Annotated in this window: 9 protein-coding genes; all 9 read left to right on the plus strand. The window is 55.3% G+C overall.

Annotated features, from left to right (window positions below):
- Nucleotides 1-384: 384 nt before the first annotated feature.
- The 9 genes from recJ to QZ310_RS11010 all read left to right on the plus strand — a co-directional run bounded on the left by recJ (nt 385) and on the right by QZ310_RS11010 (nt 18,851).
- A complete protein-coding gene (recJ, locus tag QZ310_RS10970; protein WP_297072733.1) occupies nt 385-2,106 on the plus strand; it encodes a single-stranded-DNA-specific exonuclease RecJ in 1,722 nt (573 codons plus the stop codon).
- Nucleotides 2,107-2,138: 32 nt separating this feature from the next.
- On the plus strand, nt 2,139-4,037 hold the full coding sequence (locus QZ310_RS10975) for an ATP-dependent DNA helicase RecQ (RefSeq protein WP_297072735.1): 1,899 nt from the start codon (nt 2,139-2,141) through the stop codon (nt 4,035-4,037).
- A 1,072-nt stretch (nt 4,038-5,109) separates the two neighbouring features.
- On the plus strand, nt 5,110-8,262 hold the full coding sequence (locus QZ310_RS10980; protein ID WP_297072736.1) for a TonB-dependent receptor: 3,153 nt from the start codon (nt 5,110-5,112) through the stop codon (nt 8,260-8,262).
- 21 nt (nt 8,263-8,283) lie between these two features.
- The gene (locus QZ310_RS10985) at nt 8,284-9,966 is read left to right on the plus strand and encodes a RagB/SusD family nutrient uptake outer membrane protein (RefSeq protein ID WP_297072738.1); all 1,683 of its coding nucleotides are present in this window, start codon (nt 8,284-8,286) and stop codon (nt 9,964-9,966) included.
- 29 nt (nt 9,967-9,995) lie between these two features.
- Complete coding sequence (locus tag QZ310_RS10990; protein ID WP_297072740.1) at nt 9,996-11,444, plus strand: glycan-binding surface protein; 1,449 nt, start codon at nt 9,996-9,998, stop codon at nt 11,442-11,444.
- A gap of 21 nt (nt 11,445-11,465) precedes the next feature.
- The gene (locus QZ310_RS10995) at nt 11,466-13,772 is read left to right on the plus strand and encodes an endo-1,4-beta-xylanase (protein WP_297072743.1); all 2,307 of its coding nucleotides are present in this window, start codon (nt 11,466-11,468) and stop codon (nt 13,770-13,772) included.
- 289 nt (nt 13,773-14,061) lie between these two features.
- On the plus strand, nt 14,062-15,762 hold the full coding sequence (locus QZ310_RS11000) for a DUF5597 domain-containing protein (protein ID WP_297072745.1): 1,701 nt from the start codon (nt 14,062-14,064) through the stop codon (nt 15,760-15,762).
- Nucleotides 15,755-17,386 carry a sialate O-acetylesterase gene (locus QZ310_RS11005; protein ID WP_297072748.1) on the plus strand — a complete coding sequence of 544 codons (1,632 nt, stop codon included), beginning with the start codon at nt 15,755-15,757 and terminating at the stop codon, nt 17,384-17,386. The genes QZ310_RS11000 and QZ310_RS11005 overlap by 8 nt, the downstream gene beginning before the upstream one ends.
- Nucleotides 17,387-17,438: 52 nt before the next feature.
- Complete coding sequence (locus tag QZ310_RS11010) at nt 17,439-18,851, plus strand: MFS transporter (RefSeq protein ID WP_297072750.1); 1,413 nt, start codon at nt 17,439-17,441, stop codon at nt 18,849-18,851.
- Nucleotides 18,852-18,875: the final 24 nt, after the last annotated feature.

An 18,875-nucleotide genomic window follows, 5' to 3' on the forward strand; every position in this document is an offset into this window, starting at 1 on the left:
AACTCAAAACTAAAAAAACTTATGTCCCTTCTGACCTTATGGCTTTATGTGCCCTTCACGACCGTACTTCAGGATGTATTTTGCCATTCCTCGAGTAGGGACATGCTTTTTAAGTTATGATTAAAGGATAAATAACATTTCTTATGGCAATTTATCCAAATTTTCTGCGTACTTTTGCAAATAGTCGGGCAATAGTATTCAGTTGGTAGCAAGTGCAGCCCCAACGCCATGAATCAGGCCCCACACGGTGTGTGGACAACACGAGCCGTGCCCGCCATGTAAACATCACCTCTCCCCTCCAATCAATCACCTCCCCCTATACAGGGTCCGGTCCGAGCACCGACCCGCCCCCGCCTCTTTTGAAATAAAAAAGAAACAACATAAATGACAAGTAAATGGAATTACTGTCCCCTTACATCCGACGAACAAGAAGTGGAGTCCGGTCTGGCCAAGCGCTATGCCGGAGTGCCGCCCATTAGCGAGCTGCTTGTGCAACGGGGCATTTCCTCGGTCGAAGAGGCGGAAAAATTCTTCCACCCATCGCTGAAGGACATGCACGATCCGTTCCTAATGCCCGACATGGACAAAGCCGTCCACAGGCTTAACCGTGCCATGGGGTCGAAGGAGCAGATTATTGTCTACGGTGACTATGACGTGGACGGAACCACTGCGGTGGCCCTCGTCTACAAGTACCTGCGCAATTTCTACTCCCATATCGACTACCTTATCCCGACGCGCAACGAGGACGGATACGGTATCTCGAAGGCCACCATCGACATGGCAGCCAGTCAAGGGGTCAAGCTCTTCATAATCCTTGATTGCGGCATCAAGGCGACTGAGGAGATAGAATATGCCCGCACCCTGGGCATCGACTTTATAATCTGTGACCATCACGTCCCCGACGAGACTCTCCCGCCGGCCGTGGCCATACTCAATCCCAAACTCGAAGGGAGTCCCTATCCCTGCCCGCATCTCTCAGGCTGCGGAGTGGGCTATAAGTTCATGCAGGCCTTCGCCATGTCCAACGGTCTCGGCAGCGCCGACCTGGAGGGTATGCTCGACCTCGTGGCAGTCTCGATCGCAGCCGACATCGTCCCGATGGTCGGCGAGAACCGTATCATGGCTTTCCACGGACTGAAGCGACTCAACTCCAACCCCAACATGGGGCTGCGGGCAATCATCCGCATCTGCGGACTCTCGGGCCGGGAAATCACAATCAGCGACGTAATCTTCAAGATCGGACCGCGCATCAATGCGTCGGGCCGTATGCAGAGCGGCAAAGAGGCAGTGGATCTCCTCGTGTCGCGCGACCTCACGGATGCCTACGCCCGCGCAAAGGAAATCGACCGCTACAATCAGGATCGCAAGGAACTCGACAAGCAGATTACCGAGGAGGCCAATACCATCCTCGAAGAACACCGCGACACACTTTCCGACAAGAAATCCATTGTCATCTACAACAAGAACTGGCACAAGGGAATCATCGGAATCGTGGCCTCGCGCCTGACGGAACTTTACTACAAGCCCTCGGTCGTCCTTACCTTCTCCAACGGTCTTGCCACGGGTTCATCGCGCTCGGTTCAGGGCTTCGATGTCTACCGCGCTGTCGAGTCGGCCCGCGACCTTCTCGAAAACTTCGGAGGCCACACCTACGCTGTCGGCCTCTCGCTGAAAGAGGAGAATATCCCCGAGTTCACGCGGCGCTTCGAAAAGTTTGTCAGCGACAACATCCGTCCCGACCAGCTCACCCCGCAGCTCGACATCGACGCATATCTGACATTCTCGGAAATCACCCCCGAATTCCTCGCGCTTCTGCGCCACTTCAACCCCTTTGGACCGGGCAACAACAAGCCTGTGTTCTGCACACGCGGAGTGACCGACTTCGGAACGTCGAAACTCGTCGGACGACACAACGAGCACATCAAGCTCGACCTCGTTGACCAGACATGCGGCAAGGTCATGAACGGCATCGTGTTCAACAGCGCAGAGAACTTCGAGCACATCCATTCGGGCAAACCGTTCAGCATCTGCTACACGATTGAGGAGAACAAACACAAGGGAGGCTCCGCCATCCAACTCTTTGTCAAAGCCATCCATCTTGACTGAGAGTGTGTGTCCAAAAACAGCTCCCTCCGACGATGCCACTCGACATACTCAGACAATATTGGGGCTATGACGCCTTCCGTCCGCTGCAACGCGAGATAATCGACTCCGTGCTTGCGGGCCACGATACCCTCGGGCTTCTCCCGACGGGTGGCGGAAAGTCCATCACCTTTCAGGTCCCGGCGCTTCTGCTGCCGGGACTTACCATTGTTGTCACTCCGCTTATCTCGCTGATGAAGGACCAGGTGGACAATCTGCGCGAACGCGACATCCGCGCTGTCCACTTCCACTCAGGTCTGACGCGCCGCGAAGCGGAACTGGGGCTTACGCGTTGCCGGCTCGGAAAGGTCAAGCTTGCCTACGTCTCGCCGGAGCGTCTGCAAAACGAGAACTTCATAGCCGAACTGCGTGCAATGGATGTGAGCCTCATCGTCGTCGACGAAGCCCACTGCATCTCCCAGTGGGGCTACGATTTCCGCCCCTCCTACCTGAAAGTGGCACGTCTGCGCGAGATTGTCGGCGAGAATGTCCCGATACTCGCACTGACCGCCTCGGCCACCCCCGAGGTGACAGCCGACATCATGCGCTGTCTCCGCTTCAAGGAGCCTAAGGTCTTTGCCCGCTCCTTCACCCGCGACAACCTCTCATACATCGTGCGCTATGCCGACTTCAAGGAGGACACCCTGCTGCGCGTCCTGCGCGCCACGTCGGGGTGTGCGATTGTCTATGTCCGTTCGCGCCGCCGCTGCCGCGAGATTGCCCAACTGCTGCTCCGCGAAGGGATAAGCGCCGACTACTACCACGCCGGACTCGACCCCGAAGAGAAGGAATTGAGGCAGAACGCATGGAAAAATGACGAAGTGCGCGTCATCGTGGCCACCAACGCCTTCGGCATGGGTATCGACAAACCCGACGTGAGGACAGTCATCCACCACGACCTCCCCTCGTCACTCGAAGAATACTATCAGGAGGCTGGACGCGCCGGACGTGACGGCCGTGAATCATTCGCAGTAGTCATTGCCTCGCAGCGCGACAAAGCCACCCTCTCGCGCCGTCTGAACGAGAGTTTCCCGGAAAAGGATTTCATCAGCCATGTCTACGAGCTTGCGGGCAATTTTCTCAATGTCGCCGTCGGCGACGGTTACGGCCAGCTCTTTGAGTTCAACCCCGATGAATTCTGCCGCACCTATTCCCTGCCGCCGGTACAGACTCGCAGCGCATTGCAACTTCTGAGCCGAGCGGGCTACATGGAGTATATCGAAGAGACCACATCATCCTCACGCATGATGATAATCATGAAAAAGAAGGAGCTTTACAATCTCGAACTCACGCCGGAGGCGGAAGATGTGTTTCAATGCGTCCTCCGCACCTACACCGGTCTCTTCGCCGACTATGTGAAGATAAGCGAACTGAAAATAGCCCGCTCCACAATGCTCTCGACCGAGCAGGTCTATCAGGCCTTGCTCTACCTCAGCCGTCTCCACGCCATCCACTACGTCCCACGCCGTACTACACCTTATATATATTACACAACCTCGCGCGAACTGCCCAAACACGTCGTCATGCCGCTCGAAGTCTACGAGCAGCAGCGCGAACGGATGAGCCGACGGCTCGATGCCATGAAGGATTTTGTCTTCTCCGCCTCCGAATGTAGGGTGCAGGGGATGTTGCGCTATTTCGGCGAGAAAGATGCAAAGGAATGCGGGAAATGCGACGTGTGCCGGGCGCGCAAAAAGGCCTCCGGACAGAAACAGCAGTCGGATGAGCTGCGGAAGACCATCCTCTATCTCGCATCACACCCGCAAGGTACCACCATCCGCGACATCCTCGCAAACATCACAGCCAACCGCACCTCCATAGTCAACGAGATCCGCCACCTCGCAGACGAAGGCCTCATCAACCTCGACGGAGACACCATCACGAAAGTGGAATAGGAAAGAGGACATAACCGCAAAGGAAAGCAAAAAGAACCGCAAAAGCGACAAGCCGAGGAGACATGGAGAGGAATGGGGAATGAGATGGGATGAAATGAGATGGGATGAAATATGGATAAAAGATAGATAAAATATAAAATGAAGTATGGATGGGTGAGATAGAGAGAGGAGGACGGAGCGAGATAGTGAGGGGGACGAGGAGAGATAGAGAGGATGGCGTGAGATAGAGGGAGGGACGGGACAGGCCGGAGATGTCCGCAGGACATCGATTTCTTCGTAACCCTCGACACCAAGCGAAGCGATGGTGTCGGGGGGAAGGCTACTCCCCTCTCACACTTGTGTCCGGTAGGACACAGATTTACGGCTCTGGATAGCAATTCTGCATGGTAAATCGATGTCCTATCGGACATCTTTCCTTTATAAGCAGGACATTGCCCCGCACATCTGCGCTGCGCTCCGATGTACGGGGTTACGAAGAAATCAGTGTCCTATCGGACACTCAATCCTGTCTCTACCACGATTTGATACGTACACTCTACCACAATAGATATAAGCTCCATAAACCATATATGCATAAACTCTCTGTATAGTCACCTCCATAGACACGCAATATTATATAGTACAAGATACAATAAGGATGCTGTTTGGATTACAATAAGCCATCCTTCTTCGTTATGGGCTTAGGCGAGTCTATAAGGCCTACAGAAGCACTTGGATGGGTGTTTCCGGCATTTCCGAGGTCTTTGCCGATGACTTTCACAAGCCACAAAACGCAAAAACAGCATACTCCAAATTTTGCATATTTTAGCAAAAACTTTGCGTATTTAATCCCCGAAAACCGTGTTTTTCCCATTCCGGAGGTTTTCAGTGTTAAAATATCTTTGCCAATTAAAAAATTTCCCTAACTTTGCAATAGACAGACACGACGAATAATTACCCTACGCAAAGTGACAAATTACCCTCTCCTGACACAAACTCACTAAGCAAACCTACAAGCTGCCCCCTTCTACCTTTTACCATTTCAGGAACTATACTTCTTACCTTAATAATCTTTAAAACCATTTTCATTAAAATGAAGTGCACATTAACCCTCCTGAGGTCCATAGTGCTGATGATAGTCTGTATGACTCCGCTATGGGCCTATTCCCAGAACATCACAGTGACGGGAACAGTGCAGGATGAAGCGGGCGATCCGCTCATCGGCGCGACAGTGCAACAAAAAGGCTCGTCAAACGGTATAGCCACCGACATTGACGGCCAATTCAAGCTGAGCGTTCCCAAGAACGCCACCCTCGTGGTGAGCTACGTCGGTTACACCACTCAGAGTGTGGCCGTCGAGGGACGCACAAGCCTCACCATCACCCTCAAAGAAAACTCCGAAGTCCTTGACGAAGTTGTCGTTGTCGGCTACGGACAGATGAAGCGCTCCGACATGACCGGTTCGGTCGTATCGGTAGGCGATGCAGCCATCAAGAAATCCGTCCCGACAAGCATCGACCAGGTGCTCCAGGGCCGTGCGGCAGGTGTGCAGATTCAGGCCAACTCGGGAACGCCGGGTGCATCGACCTCAATCCGCATCCGAGGCATCAACTCGCTCAACGCCACCAACCAGCCGATTTTCGTGATTGACGGTGTTGTCATCGACTCGGCTACCGACGATGAGTCGGCCAACCCGCTGAGCGCCATCAACCCCTCCGACATCGTCAGCATGGACATCCTCAAAGATGCCTCGGCGACAGCCATCTACGGTTCGCGCGCATCCAACGGTGTCATCATGATCACCACCAAACGCGGCTCGGCAGGCAATGCAACCGTCACCTACGACGGCTATGTTGGCTGGCAGGAAATGCCCAAGAAATATGACATGCTCAACCTCCGCGAGTATGCCCGTCACCACAACTATCGCGCCAACGAACTCAACCTTCTCGACCCGTCGAGCGCCTTCGTCAATCCCGACGCCCTCGGCGACGGCACCGACTGGCAGGACGAGCTCTTCAAGAAGGCTTTCATGACAAGCCACAACCTTTCCGTCTCCGGCGGTAATGAAAAGACCACTTACGCCTTCTCCGGCGGTTATCTCAAACAGGACGGTATCGCCCTCGGCTCCGGCTTCCGCCGCCTCTCGCTCCGCTCCAACATCGACTCACAGATTAAATCGTGGCTCCGTGGCGGCATGAACGCCTCCATCTCGGAGACCAAGCAGGAGGTAGGTACGGACAAAAACACCATCATGAGCGCGCTCATGCAGCAACCGACGGTTGCCGTGACATCGCCCGACGGCTCGTTTGACGGACCGGAAGACGTGTGGATGCCCGACAACCCCGTAGGTCTCGCCGAACTCACCACCAACAACAACCGCAAGACCAACTTCCGCTTCAACACCTATCTCGAAGCCACCCTCATCAAGGGTCTCACCCTCAAGACCGAACTGTCAGGCGACTGGAACTACAACAACTATTACTACTACATGCCTGACTATCAGTTCGGCATCAAGACCCAGGACACCCGCACATCAAAGTGGACAAAGACCAACACCAAATACTGGTCGTGGCGCAACATCCTCACCTACAACCGCACATTCAACAAGGTTCACTCCGTCAATGCGATGGTCGGTCAGGAAATGAGCCACTACAACTGGGAAACTCAGGTCGGTACCGCCTCCGGCTTCCTCTCCAACACCACCCCCGACCTCTCGGCAGGCGACATCACCACCTCGACCACCACAGGCCACAAGTTTGCCAACTCACTCCTCTCATATTTCGGCCGCGTCTTCTATTCGTATGACGACCGCTACCTCCTCACCGCCACCATCCGTCGCGACGGTTCCTCGAAGTTCAACAAGGACAAGCGCTGGGGCTGGTTCCCGTCAGTGGCACTCGCATGGCGCGCATCGCAGGAATCATTCCTCCGCGACATCACATGGATGAACAACGCAAAGCTCCGTGCAGGCTGGGGCGCAACCGGTAACCAAAACGTTGACCAGTGGGCCACAATCGCACTCCTCAGCTTCAAGACCACTCCGTGGGGCACCGGCGTCCTCACCGGCAACACCCCCAATACCGACCTCACTTGGGAAACCACCCACTCCTACAACCTTGGTCTCGACCTCGGCTTCCTTGACAACCGCATCGAAGTCGTAGCCGACCTCTACTACAAGAAGACCAAAAACCTCCTCCTCCAGGTGCAGCTCCCCGCCTACATCGGTTCATCCGGTCAGGGCGCAGCCTCCAACCCCTGGCAGAACATCGGTTCACTCGAAAACAAGGGTTTTGAACTCACCGTCAACACCACCAACATCACCAACCGCAACTTCCAGTGGACGACCAATCTCGTGTTCAGCCTTAACCGCAACAAGGTTCTCTCGCTCGACACCGAGACCGCCACACTCGAAAAGTCGTTCCAGCCAAGTTCGACCAACTTCATCGTGACAAAGACAGCCGTCGGTCAGCCCATCGGCCAGTTCTGGGGCTACAAGGTCATCGGACGCTTCGACAAGCCCACCGACTTCTACTATCATGATGCAAACGGCGAGATTAAGCAGGTGGCCATTCCCGAGGGCAACACCATTGCCGAAAGCTCGACATGGCTCGGCGACTACATCTTCGAGGACGTGAACGGCGACGGCAAGATAAACGCCGAAGACTGCACCTATCTCGGAAATCCCGAACCTAAATTCACCTTCGGTCTGGGCAACACATTCTCATGGAAGGGCATCGACCTCACAATCTTCTTCTCCGGAAGCTACGGCAACAAGGCCCTCAACCTCACCCGCTACCGCATCGAGGATCCGCGACAGAACAGCAACATCCTCCGCTCGGCACTCAACTATGCCGTCATCGGCAAGATTGACCCCAACGGCCCGGATGACGACTACCGCAACCTCCACATCGTCAACGCAGGTTCGACCCTCATGCCCGCAGTTCAGCGCTCCGACGCCAACTCCAACTACTCCCGCATCAGCGACCGTCTCATCGAGGACGCATCCTATATCCGCCTTCAGAACATCTCGCTCGGCTACACCTTCCCGAAAGACTGGGTGCGCAAGATCTATCTTGAAAATGTCCGCGTCTACATGAACATCCAGAACCTCCACACATGGACCAAATACAAAGGTCTCGACCCGGAGGTCGGCGCAATGTATGGCGACGCACTCATGACCGGACTTGACTACGGACGTTATCCCACTCCGCGCATCTACACCTTCGGTCTCAACGTATCCTTCTAACCTTCAAATCCGTCAATAAAGATGAAATCACAAATATACGTCTTCGTCGCGCTGGCCGGTATGTTCTCGATGAGCTCCTGCTCCGACTTCCTTGACCAGACCAACACCTACCAGGCGAGTGAAGAGACATTCTTTGACACAAACGAGGCAGTCTCGCAGGCTACCGCGCCGCTCTACAACTATGTGTGGAACTCGTTCAACGGAAAGTTCTACTACAGCGTCGGCGACGGCCGCAGCAACAACCTCACCGCCCGCTGGTCGGACTACATCTACCCCTACACCAACTTCACCGAGAATTCCCTGTCACCCGGTCTTGAGGACGCATGGGGTGCCTTCTACTCGGTAGTGGCGCAGTCCAACAACGTCATCAACAACCTCCGGAGCAAATGCGGCCCCGCTGTCACCGAGGAGGCCAAAATCCAGGGCATAGCCGAAGCCCGCTTTATGCGCGGACTCGCCTACTGGTACATCGGCTCAGTCTGGGGTAAGGCAATCATCTATACCGACACCAAGGCCCAGATAAATTCGCCCGTGGCCTACGCACACCGCATGACCGACGTGATGGAATTCGCCATCCGCGACCTCGAATATGCCGCAGCCAATCTCTCGAAGACCCAGGCCAATCCCGGCCGCGTCACCTGCTACAGTGCCGCCGGCATCCTCTCGCGCGTCTATCTCTCGATGGCCGGTCTGACCACCGACGGACAGTATGACGGCTCTAACATCGCCACTGACTTCAACCGTGGCAGCCGCAACCCCTACTATCTCGAACTCGCCCGCAAGGCCGCCCTGCGCTGCATCGAGGGTCCCTACTCCCTCCTGCCCAACTACGGTGACCTCTTCGCCGTGCAGACATGGAACAACAACTCCGAATCAGTCTTCCAGCTCCAATGGCTCACAGGCTCGACCGATGCTGTAGGTTGGGGAGGCACCAACGCCATCTCGGCATTCTTCAGTTGGTCGACAATGGTGGGCGAAACGAACTGGGGTAATGCTACCTACGCATCATACGACATCGTCCGCACCTACGACCCGACCGACCGCATCCGCCGTCATGCAACAATCGCAACCGTCGGAGAATTCTACCCGCAGCTCAACAGCAAGAACGGCGGCTACACCTACAATGTCACCGAGTCGGGCTATGACAACAAATGTAACGTGGTGAAACACGTCATCGGCAAAATCGACGACAACGGCCAGAGCTATCAGCAGTCATCGGGCGTGAACACCTATATGATGCGTCTCGCCGAGGTCTACCTCAACCTTGCCGAATCCATCCTCGCCAACAACTCATCGACTTCCGACGAGACTGCCCTCCGCTACTTCAACCTCGTGCGTTCACGCGCAGGCATGGCTACCAAGAAGGCCATCACCTACAACGACATCCACTATGAGCGCCGCATCGAGCTTGCCTACGAAGGCCAGTACTGGTACGACCTTCTCCGCCGCAGCTACTATCAGCAGCAGGAAGTGGTCAACTATCTCAACTCCCAGGAGCGCAACGCAGGCTACGAATGGGACGAAAGCGAACCCTGCCAGTATGCCAAGACCTCTGACGGAACAGGCGTGTCAACCGCCCGCGAGAGCCATCTCACCCTCCCCCTCAGCGACGTGGACCTCGCGCGTAACCCCCGCCTGACCGAAGCACCCATCGCCTACGAGTTCGGCGAACGCGAGATTGACGAGGCTACTCTCTTCAACTAATCACCACCACTACAAAAAGGAAGATAAAAATGAAAAATTTCAAATATTTCATGCTCCCGGCCCTGGCGCTCTGTTCAATCGGACTTGCTTCGTGCAACGATGATGATGCCTACTTCGACGAGGACAACCAGGGAGTCCCCATGAGCATAAGCCAGGTCTATCTGGAGGATTACAAATCGTCGGTTCCCGATCGTCCGGTTGAATTCGCGCGTCTCGGCCAGATGCTCCGTCTCGAAGGCAACGGTTTCTTCGGTGTGAAGAAAGTCTACATCAACGGCTACGACACCTACTTCAACCGCGCCTACGTTTCGGACAAATCCATGATAGTGTCCATCAACAAGGATACTCCCGTCAGCGACTGTGACCCCGAGGTGCGCAACACAATCCGTCTGGTCAAGGACAAGACCGAGCTCACCTACGAGTTCCTCATCCGCAACGGCTATTCGATAATCAAGAATATCAGCAACACCCTCCCCCAGCCCGGCGAGACTGTGACCGTGACAGGTTCCTACCTCCACGAGACCGCAAAGGTCACCCTTCCCGGCGGAATCGAGGTGACGGAAGGAATCGTCAATGACGAGGATGGAGAATGGTTCACCTTCGTCATGCCCTCCGGTGTCACCGAAGGTGGCGCGCTGATTTCGGAAAGCCCCAACGGTGTGACCCAGTCGCCCGCCTACTTCAACGAACGCCGAGGTATGCTCCTCGATTTCGACACCGACGGCAAGCAGGGCGCATGGAGCTGGAAAGAGACCGGCTCGATGATAAGCAATGATCCGGCCAACGGTGACCTCGTCAATGACCCCGCCGGGACAGGACGCGGCTACTGCGTGCAGATTGTACCCGACCGTCTGCTCGCCGAAGGAGTCGCATCGGGCAAACCGCGCGTGACCGAATGTCACACCGTCGGCGACGGCGACAAGGATTGGGAGAACTGGGCACGCATGTCGGCCCTCATCCCCGCCGAGACACCCGTGACCGAGATAGCCGTTCAGTTCGACATCTATTGTCCCGAGCCCTGGAGCGGTACAGGTTTCTTCCAGCTTCAGCTCATCAACAACTACAACTTCGCAGGATTCGGCAGCGATGACGACGGCAAGAACAACCTCATCTACTGCTTCGCCCCCTGGCTTGAGACAGGTAAGGGCGGTGCGATTGTCCCCTTCTCGACAAGTGAATGGACAACGATGACCGTGCCTCTGAGCGCAATCAACAAGTATGCCACACTCATCGCTGATGCGGAGAGCGCCACACCGACATTCCAGATGGTCATTGACGACCGCATGGCCGCCACCTATCCCAACTTCGCAATTGGTTTTGTCAACACCGACTTTGACTATGTCAACGCAGCCGGAGAGACCGTCACCTTGAAATCCACTACCTTCACCGGACCCAAAATCTATCTCGACAACTGGCGCATAGTTCCCTACAAGGCTTTCGAACCGTCAGACTACGAAGAACCTGAGGATGAAGAATAATCTCTTAAATCACAGCAAATCATGAAACTAAACAAGATAATATTCCCTCTCGCAGCCGTCTCTATGGTCTTTGCATCCTGTGATGACCAGGTCATGGAATGGCGTGAGCCCGACAAGACCGTCACCGGTTCCGACATCCCGATGGAGCTTGCCGAAAAAATCTCAAAATACGATTTCATCAAGAATTATATGGCCGAGTATCATCCGGGGGTTGACATAACCCTCGGAATGGGACTTGACAACTTCCTTGACGACGAGGCATACCGTCAGGTGGTGCTCGACAACTTCCAGGGTGTCACCTTCGGCAACGCCATGAAGCATCAGTCCATCGTCTCCGCATCCGGAGCCTTCAACTGGGCAAAAGTCGACCAGTTCACCGCCCTGGCGACAGGTCTTAAGCTCCACGGCCACAACCTCATCTGGCACACCCAGCAGCAGCAGACCTACATGAAGTCGCTCATCGCTCCGCAGATGATTATCGAGAGCGACCCCACCAACGACATCTCCAACATGCTCTCAGGCGACAACTCCGATTTCGAGGGTAACGCCAAGGGCGGATGGGGTTCGTGGGGCAATGAATCCGAATCGGGTGTGACATCTCCCGGCCACGACAGCAACTACTGCATGTATCTGCTCAACCCGACCGATGCAAGCGCATGGAACGCACAGTGTGCCTACACCTTCGACAACTTCCTCGAACCCGGCACCTACAAAATCCGCTTCTACGCAAAGGCGACCTCCGCCGCCGGACAGCTCCAGTTCCAGTACCAGAACGGAACCACCTACGGAAGTCAGGGTGGCTACAACACCTTCAACATCGGCACCGACTGGACACTCTGCGAATATGAGTTCGAACTTACATTCGACGACGTCAACCGTATCCTTCTCAACTTCGGTGCTGTCGGAGCCACATATTATGTGGATGACATTGAATTCGGTCTGAAGCAGGAAGTGCCCGCCGACCCGATGGTCAACATCCTCCCCGCCGAAGCAAGCGACTTCAATGACTGCGCCGACGGCTCTACCGGCGGATGGGGTTCATGGGGCAGCGGAAAGAAATCTGCCGCAACCGTGGCTGATGCCGGTAAGGACGGTTCGACCGCCGTTGTCATCGAAAACAACGGTGACGGTAACGCATGGGAGGCACAGTTCGCCTACACATTCGACGAACCTCTCACCAAGGGTCAGCCTTACATCATCCAGTTCGAAGCCAAGTCCTCCACTCCCGCCGGACAGCTCCAGTTCCAGTACCAGAACGGAACATCCTACGGCAGTCAGGGTGGCTACCACACCTTCGATGTCGGCACCGACTGGATGACCCAGGAATATGAATTCACCATTGCCGAATATGACGATGTCAACCGTATCATCCTCAACTTCGGTGCCGTCGGCGGAACATATACCATCGACAACATCAAATTCGGCCCGAAAATCGAAACTCCTGCAGGCGCACCCGTGAAGCGCGCTTCAAGCATCACCTACAAAATCAAGACTCCCGAAGAGAAGAAAGCCATCCTTCTCGAAGCCATGGAGACATGGATTAAGGAAGCTATGACCCATCTGGGCGATGCCTGCACATCGTGGGATGTAATCAACGAACCTATCGGTGACAACGGACGTATCCGTGGTGTCGAAGGGGGTTGGATGGAAGGCGACAGCGAACCTGTCGAGACCACCGATGCAGGCCTCAACCTCAACTGGGCAAACGATGCCGGAAACGGTCACTTCTACTGGGGTTACTACTGCGGCATGGACTATGCTGTCAAAGCGTTCGAATATGCTGCCAAATACAGCCCCAACGGTGCGAAACTCTTCGTCAACGAGTACAATCTTGAGACCTCACCCTCAAAACTCGCCAAGCTGATTGAATTTGTCAACTACATTGACAACAACGGCGCGCATGTCGACGGCATAGGCACACAGATGCATGTCTCCTCATCCATCACCAAGGATAAGGTCGACGCTATGTTCAAGACCCTCGCCTCTACCGGCAAACTCATCCGCATCACCGAACTCGACGTTGCCCTCGGCACAGCCTCACCCTCGGCTGAACAATTGCAGACTCAGAGCGATGTCTACCAGATGATTCTCACCTCATACTTCGAAAACGTGCCCGAATCGCAGCAGTCGGCAATCACCGTCTGGACCCTTTCCGACAACGCCAAGGAGCATGAGTACTGGCTTAAGGACGAATCGCCCAACCTCTTCGATTCAGGCTATGGCCGCAAGGTTGCCTACAAGGGTGTCTGCGATGCAATCGCCGGTTTCGATGTAAGCGCATCGTTCACCAGCCATGACTGGAGCCAGTCGGCCTCCTCATCAAAATAATCCATGATTTGACGTAGGGCTGTATCAAATCTGTTTGATGGATACAGCATCATCCGCTCTAAAATCTCCCGCAGCCGTCGGCCGGCCTATTCGGTCCGGCTGCGGGAGATTTCTCTATCCCCCTCATTCACTCCACCCCTGATTTCTAACCCGGAAAACCGGTGGATGTGACATTTTATTAAGGATAGGTCACAAATCAAAAAGCGTTTTTGCCCGTAAAGCCCTAAATTTGTACCCGTCCACCTTAATTGATTTCCAACACCTGCAAATTTTCAAAGAATCATTGACCATGAAGTTACCGGTGCTGTCACTCACACTCCTGCTGACCGTCCTCGGCTGTTTCGCCCGCACAGAATCGCGGCTTGAACGTCAGGGCACGGCCACGCGGCTAATCGTGGACGAGAAACCTTTCATCATCATCGGCGGCGAGACCGGCAACTCGATGGCTTCTTCAGCCGAGGATGTGACCCGCTGTCTGCAAATCGCCGAAAACCACGGATACAATACGGTGCTTTTCCCTGTCGCATGGGAACTCATCGAACCCCGCAAAGGGGAATTCGATTTCACAAGTGTCGAAGACATCATCCGCCTCGCCGGTGAGCGCGACATCAAGGTCGGACTCCTGTGGTTCGGCGCATGGAAAAACTCCATGAGCTGCTACACTCCCGACTGGTTCAAAAAGGACACCCGACGCTTTCCGCGCGCCCGCACCCGCTCGGGCAAACCTCTTGAAATCGCCTCGGCCTTCTCGCAGGAGGTCTTCAATGCCGATGCTTCGGCTTTCACCCGTCTCCTTGACCACATAGCCCGGACCGACACCGCCGGGACGGTCATCATCATGCAGATAGAGAACGAAATCGGGATGCTTGAAGATGCACGCGACCATTCACCGGCTGCACGGAAGGAGTATGACAAAGGCGTACCCTCCGACCTCATCTCCCACCTTAATAAAAACAAGAAATCACTTCATCCGCAGCTCCTCGCAAAGTGGCAGGAAGCGGGCATGAAGCAGAAGGGAAGCTGGACGGAAGTGTTCGGCGACGACATCCATACCGATGAAATCTTCATGGCATGGAACTATGCCCGCTACGTCGAAGGACTCGCACAGAAAGCGCGTGAAATCTTCCCTACAATGCCACTTTACGTCAACGCGGCCATGAACTCGCGGGGACGTCAACCGGGCGAATATCCCTCAGCAGGACCTCTCGCCCATCTCAAGGATGTGTGGCACGCCGCCGCTCCGACAATCGACTTCCTATCCCCCGACCTCTACGACAACGGTTTCAAGGACTGGGTCGGCAAATATGCCCTCCCCGACAATCCGCTCTTCATACCGGAAATCAAATGTGACCAACCCAACGCCGCACAGCTCCACTATGTGGTGGGCCATCACAACGCCATCGGACTCTGTCCATTCGCTTTCAACAACCGCAAGGATGCAGCCTACCAGAAAAAAGGGACCGCGCAGTTGCGCAGCCTCATTCCCCTCATCGGTGAACATCTCGGCAAAGGGAGCATGGAGGGCTTCTATTTCGATGCGGATTCGACTGTCAGCATCACCGACCGCGACGGTCTGCGCATCACGGCCAAACACTTTTTCACCCTCCCCTGGGATCCGCGCGCGACTGACGGCTCTCAGTGGCCTGCAGCGGGAGGCATCATGCTACGGCTGTCGCCGATGGAATATATCGTGGCAGGCTCGGGCTTGGTCGTGACCTTCGAACCGTCCGATGCAAAGGCGCAGACTGAAAAAGCCCTCGGTGAAGACGGTTTCCTCGCTTCCGGCTCCGACCGGCAGTCGCAAGCCGACGGAAAATGGCAGGGGAAGCGCATCGGCCTCGCATCCGTGAAGCAAGTTGCGGTCAACGACGACGGCAGCCTCCGGACAATACGCACCCTCAACGGCGACGAGACCCATCAGGGTCGCCACGTCCGCATCGGTGTCGATGATTTTGAAATTTTACATGTCAGACTATATGAATATGAATAGACTCATACTCCTCTGCTCAGCCCTCATTCCGGGCTTCCTCGCAGTGCAGGCAGAGGTGAAACTTCCACAGATTATCTCCGACGGGATGGTGGTGCAACGTGACCGTCCACTCACACTTTGGGGCACCGCCGACCCGGGCGAGGAGATTGACATAAAGGTTGCCAAAGGGAAGAAGACCACCGTGACTGCCGGTCCCGACGGAACATGGCGCGCGGAGTTGCCCGCTTTAAAGACCGGCAAGACCTATACAATTGAGATTGGCGACAAGACTGTCACCGACGTTGCCGTAGGCGATGTGCTCCTCTGCTCCGGACAGTCCAACATGGAACTCCCCGTCAACCGCGTCACCGACATGTTTGCCGAAGAGATTGCTTCCTACCGCAACCCGTCCATCCGTCACTTCGTGGTTCCCAAAGAGTTTGAATTCGGAGCAGGACGCACCGATGTCAGCCCCACCCGTTGGAAATCCGTCGACGAGGATGCGATGAACTTCTCAGCCCTCGCCTACTTCACCGCCAAGGCAATGAACGAGAAGACCGGACTTCCGGTCGGCATAATCAACGCCTCGTGGGGTGGAACACCCGTAGAGGCATGGATAAGTGAAGAAAAAATCGCAGCCTTCCCCCGCGCACTCAACGAAATGCGCCTCTATACCGACGAGGGCTACCGCAACCGCATCAAGGCTCTCGAAGGGGAGAACTACGGACACTGGAACGCTACTCTATGGACAGCCGACCCCGGTCTGCACGGCGACCGCAAATGGTTCGATCCGAATCTGGATGATTCGTCGTGGGCAGTCACCGACCTCATCAGCGGAAAATTCACCGACGGCACCGTGACCGGCAACGACCGCTGGAGCAACGACGGCCTCAACCCCGTCAACGGTTCCCATTGGTTCCGCAAAAACATCGACCTCCCCGCCTCAATGGCCGGAAAAGAGGGCATCATCCGCATGGGCTGCATTGTCGATGCTGATTCCGTCTATGTCAACGGCACATTTGTCGGCACTACCGGCTACCAATATCCTCCGCGCATCTACAAAATACCCGCCGGTGTCCTCCGCGAAGGCAAGAACAATGTGACAGTCCGCCTCATCAGCCAGAACGGCAACCCGCATTTCGTGGCTGAAAAGCCCTACAAAATCATTGTCGGCGACGAGACCGTCAGTCTGGAAGGGGAATGGCGTTATAAGCTTGGAGCCGCCATGCCTCACGGGCCGGGGATGATGTTTTACTGCTACGTCCCGACCGTGCTCTACAAAGGTATGATTTCCCCTGTCATCAACTATCCCGTCCGCGGAACAGTGTGGTATCAGGGTGAATCCAACGTCAGCCGGCGCAACGAATATGCCCCACTCCTTAAGACCATGATAGCCAACTGGCGCGAGGCTTCGGGCGATGCACAGATGCCCTTCTACATCGTCGAACTCGCCGACTTCCTCCATCCCTCCGACAAGGGTGGACGTGCGGCATGGGCTGAAATGCGCAAGGTGCAGGCTCAGGTGGCCGATGAGACCGACAACGCCGTCCTCATCCGCAACTCCGACCTCGGCGAATGGAACGACATCCACCCTCTCGACAAAAAGACCCTCGGCAACCGCGTGGCCGAAGCTGTCCTCAAATAATACCAATCACATCCTATAAAACCAATCCCATCTTACCTTCATAATTCCAACCATGGAAGCAAGCATCAACATAACGAAATCCCAGGAAGCCAAGGGCTTCTACAAACTGTCCATGCTGCAGTGCATAGGCTTCGGTTCGGGCGACCTCGCGCAGAACCTCATCTATCAGACAATCAGCATGTATCTGCTGTTCTTCTACACCAACGTCTACGGTCTCGCTCCGGCCGTGGCAGCGGTGATGTTTCTGATAGTCAGAATCGTCGATGTCATCTGGGACCCGCTCGTCGGCACCTTCGTCGACAAGCATAATCCTCGCCTCGGAAAATACCGTGCCTACCTCGTCCTCGGCGGCATTCCCCTCACCGGTTTCGCCCTCCTCTGCTTCTGGAACGGATTTTCCGGTTCGCTGCTCTACGCATACATAACCTACGTCGGACTTTCGATGTGCTACACCCTCGTCAACGTCCCCTACGGTGCGCTCAACGCATCGCTCACCCGCGACACCGCCGAGATTACCAAACTCACATCGGTGCGCATGTTCATGGCCAATGTCGGCGGTCTCGCAGTCGGCATGGGTATCCCCTTTGTGCTTCGCATGTTCGACCCGACAGAGTCAACCGACATGTCGATGAACGACAGCGCCTGGTTTGCCACAATGGCCATCTACGGCTGTGTGGGCCTCGCCCTGCTTCTCTTCTGCTTCTCGCAGTGCCGCGAACGTGTGGTCATGGACTCAAAGGAGACCGAAAATGTCAAGGTGGCCGACCTCTGGATGGAATTTGTCCACAACCGCCCCCTCCGCATCCTTGCCTTCTTTTTCGTGACAGCATTCGCAATGATGGCCATAGGCAACGCCGCCGGAGCCTACTATATCCAATATAACCTCGGTGGTTCAGCAGCCGAACTCTCCGTCTTCATGGGTCTCGGCTCAATTCCCGCCTTCATCTTCATGCCGATGATTCCTGCCATCAAGAAGATGGTCGGCAAGAAGGGGATGTTCTACATCTTCCTCATCGTGGCAATCATTGGCATGGCTATGCTCTACGCCATCTCCATGATAGAGGCCCTTAAGCAGTATATGATTCTCGTCTACATCGCCCAGTTCATCAAATCGACCGGTGTCATCGTAGCTACCGGTTACATGTGGGCGCTCGTTCCGGAAGTAATCTCCTACGGCGAGTACACCCACGGGCGACGCATTTCCGGAATTGTCAACGCCCTCACCGGCATATTCTACAAGGCCGGTATGGCCCTCGGCGGCGTGGTCCCCGGACTCGTCCTCGCCTTCGTGGGCTTCGAGAAGGAAGCTCTCACGCAGACACCCTTCGCGCAGCAGGGCATCCTCTGGCTCGTTGCCGTAATTCCCGCGCTGCTCCTCGGACTTGCCATGTTCATCATCTCGCGCTATGAACTTGACGATGACGTGATTGACCGTATCAACCGCGAAATCGAATCGAGAAACTAACCATACACCGAGAAACTAACCATA

Origin of the sequence: uncultured Duncaniella sp., from assembly GCF_910577345.1 — a bacterium.
Taxonomy (GTDB): Bacteria; Bacteroidota; Bacteroidia; order Bacteroidales; family Muribaculaceae; genus Duncaniella.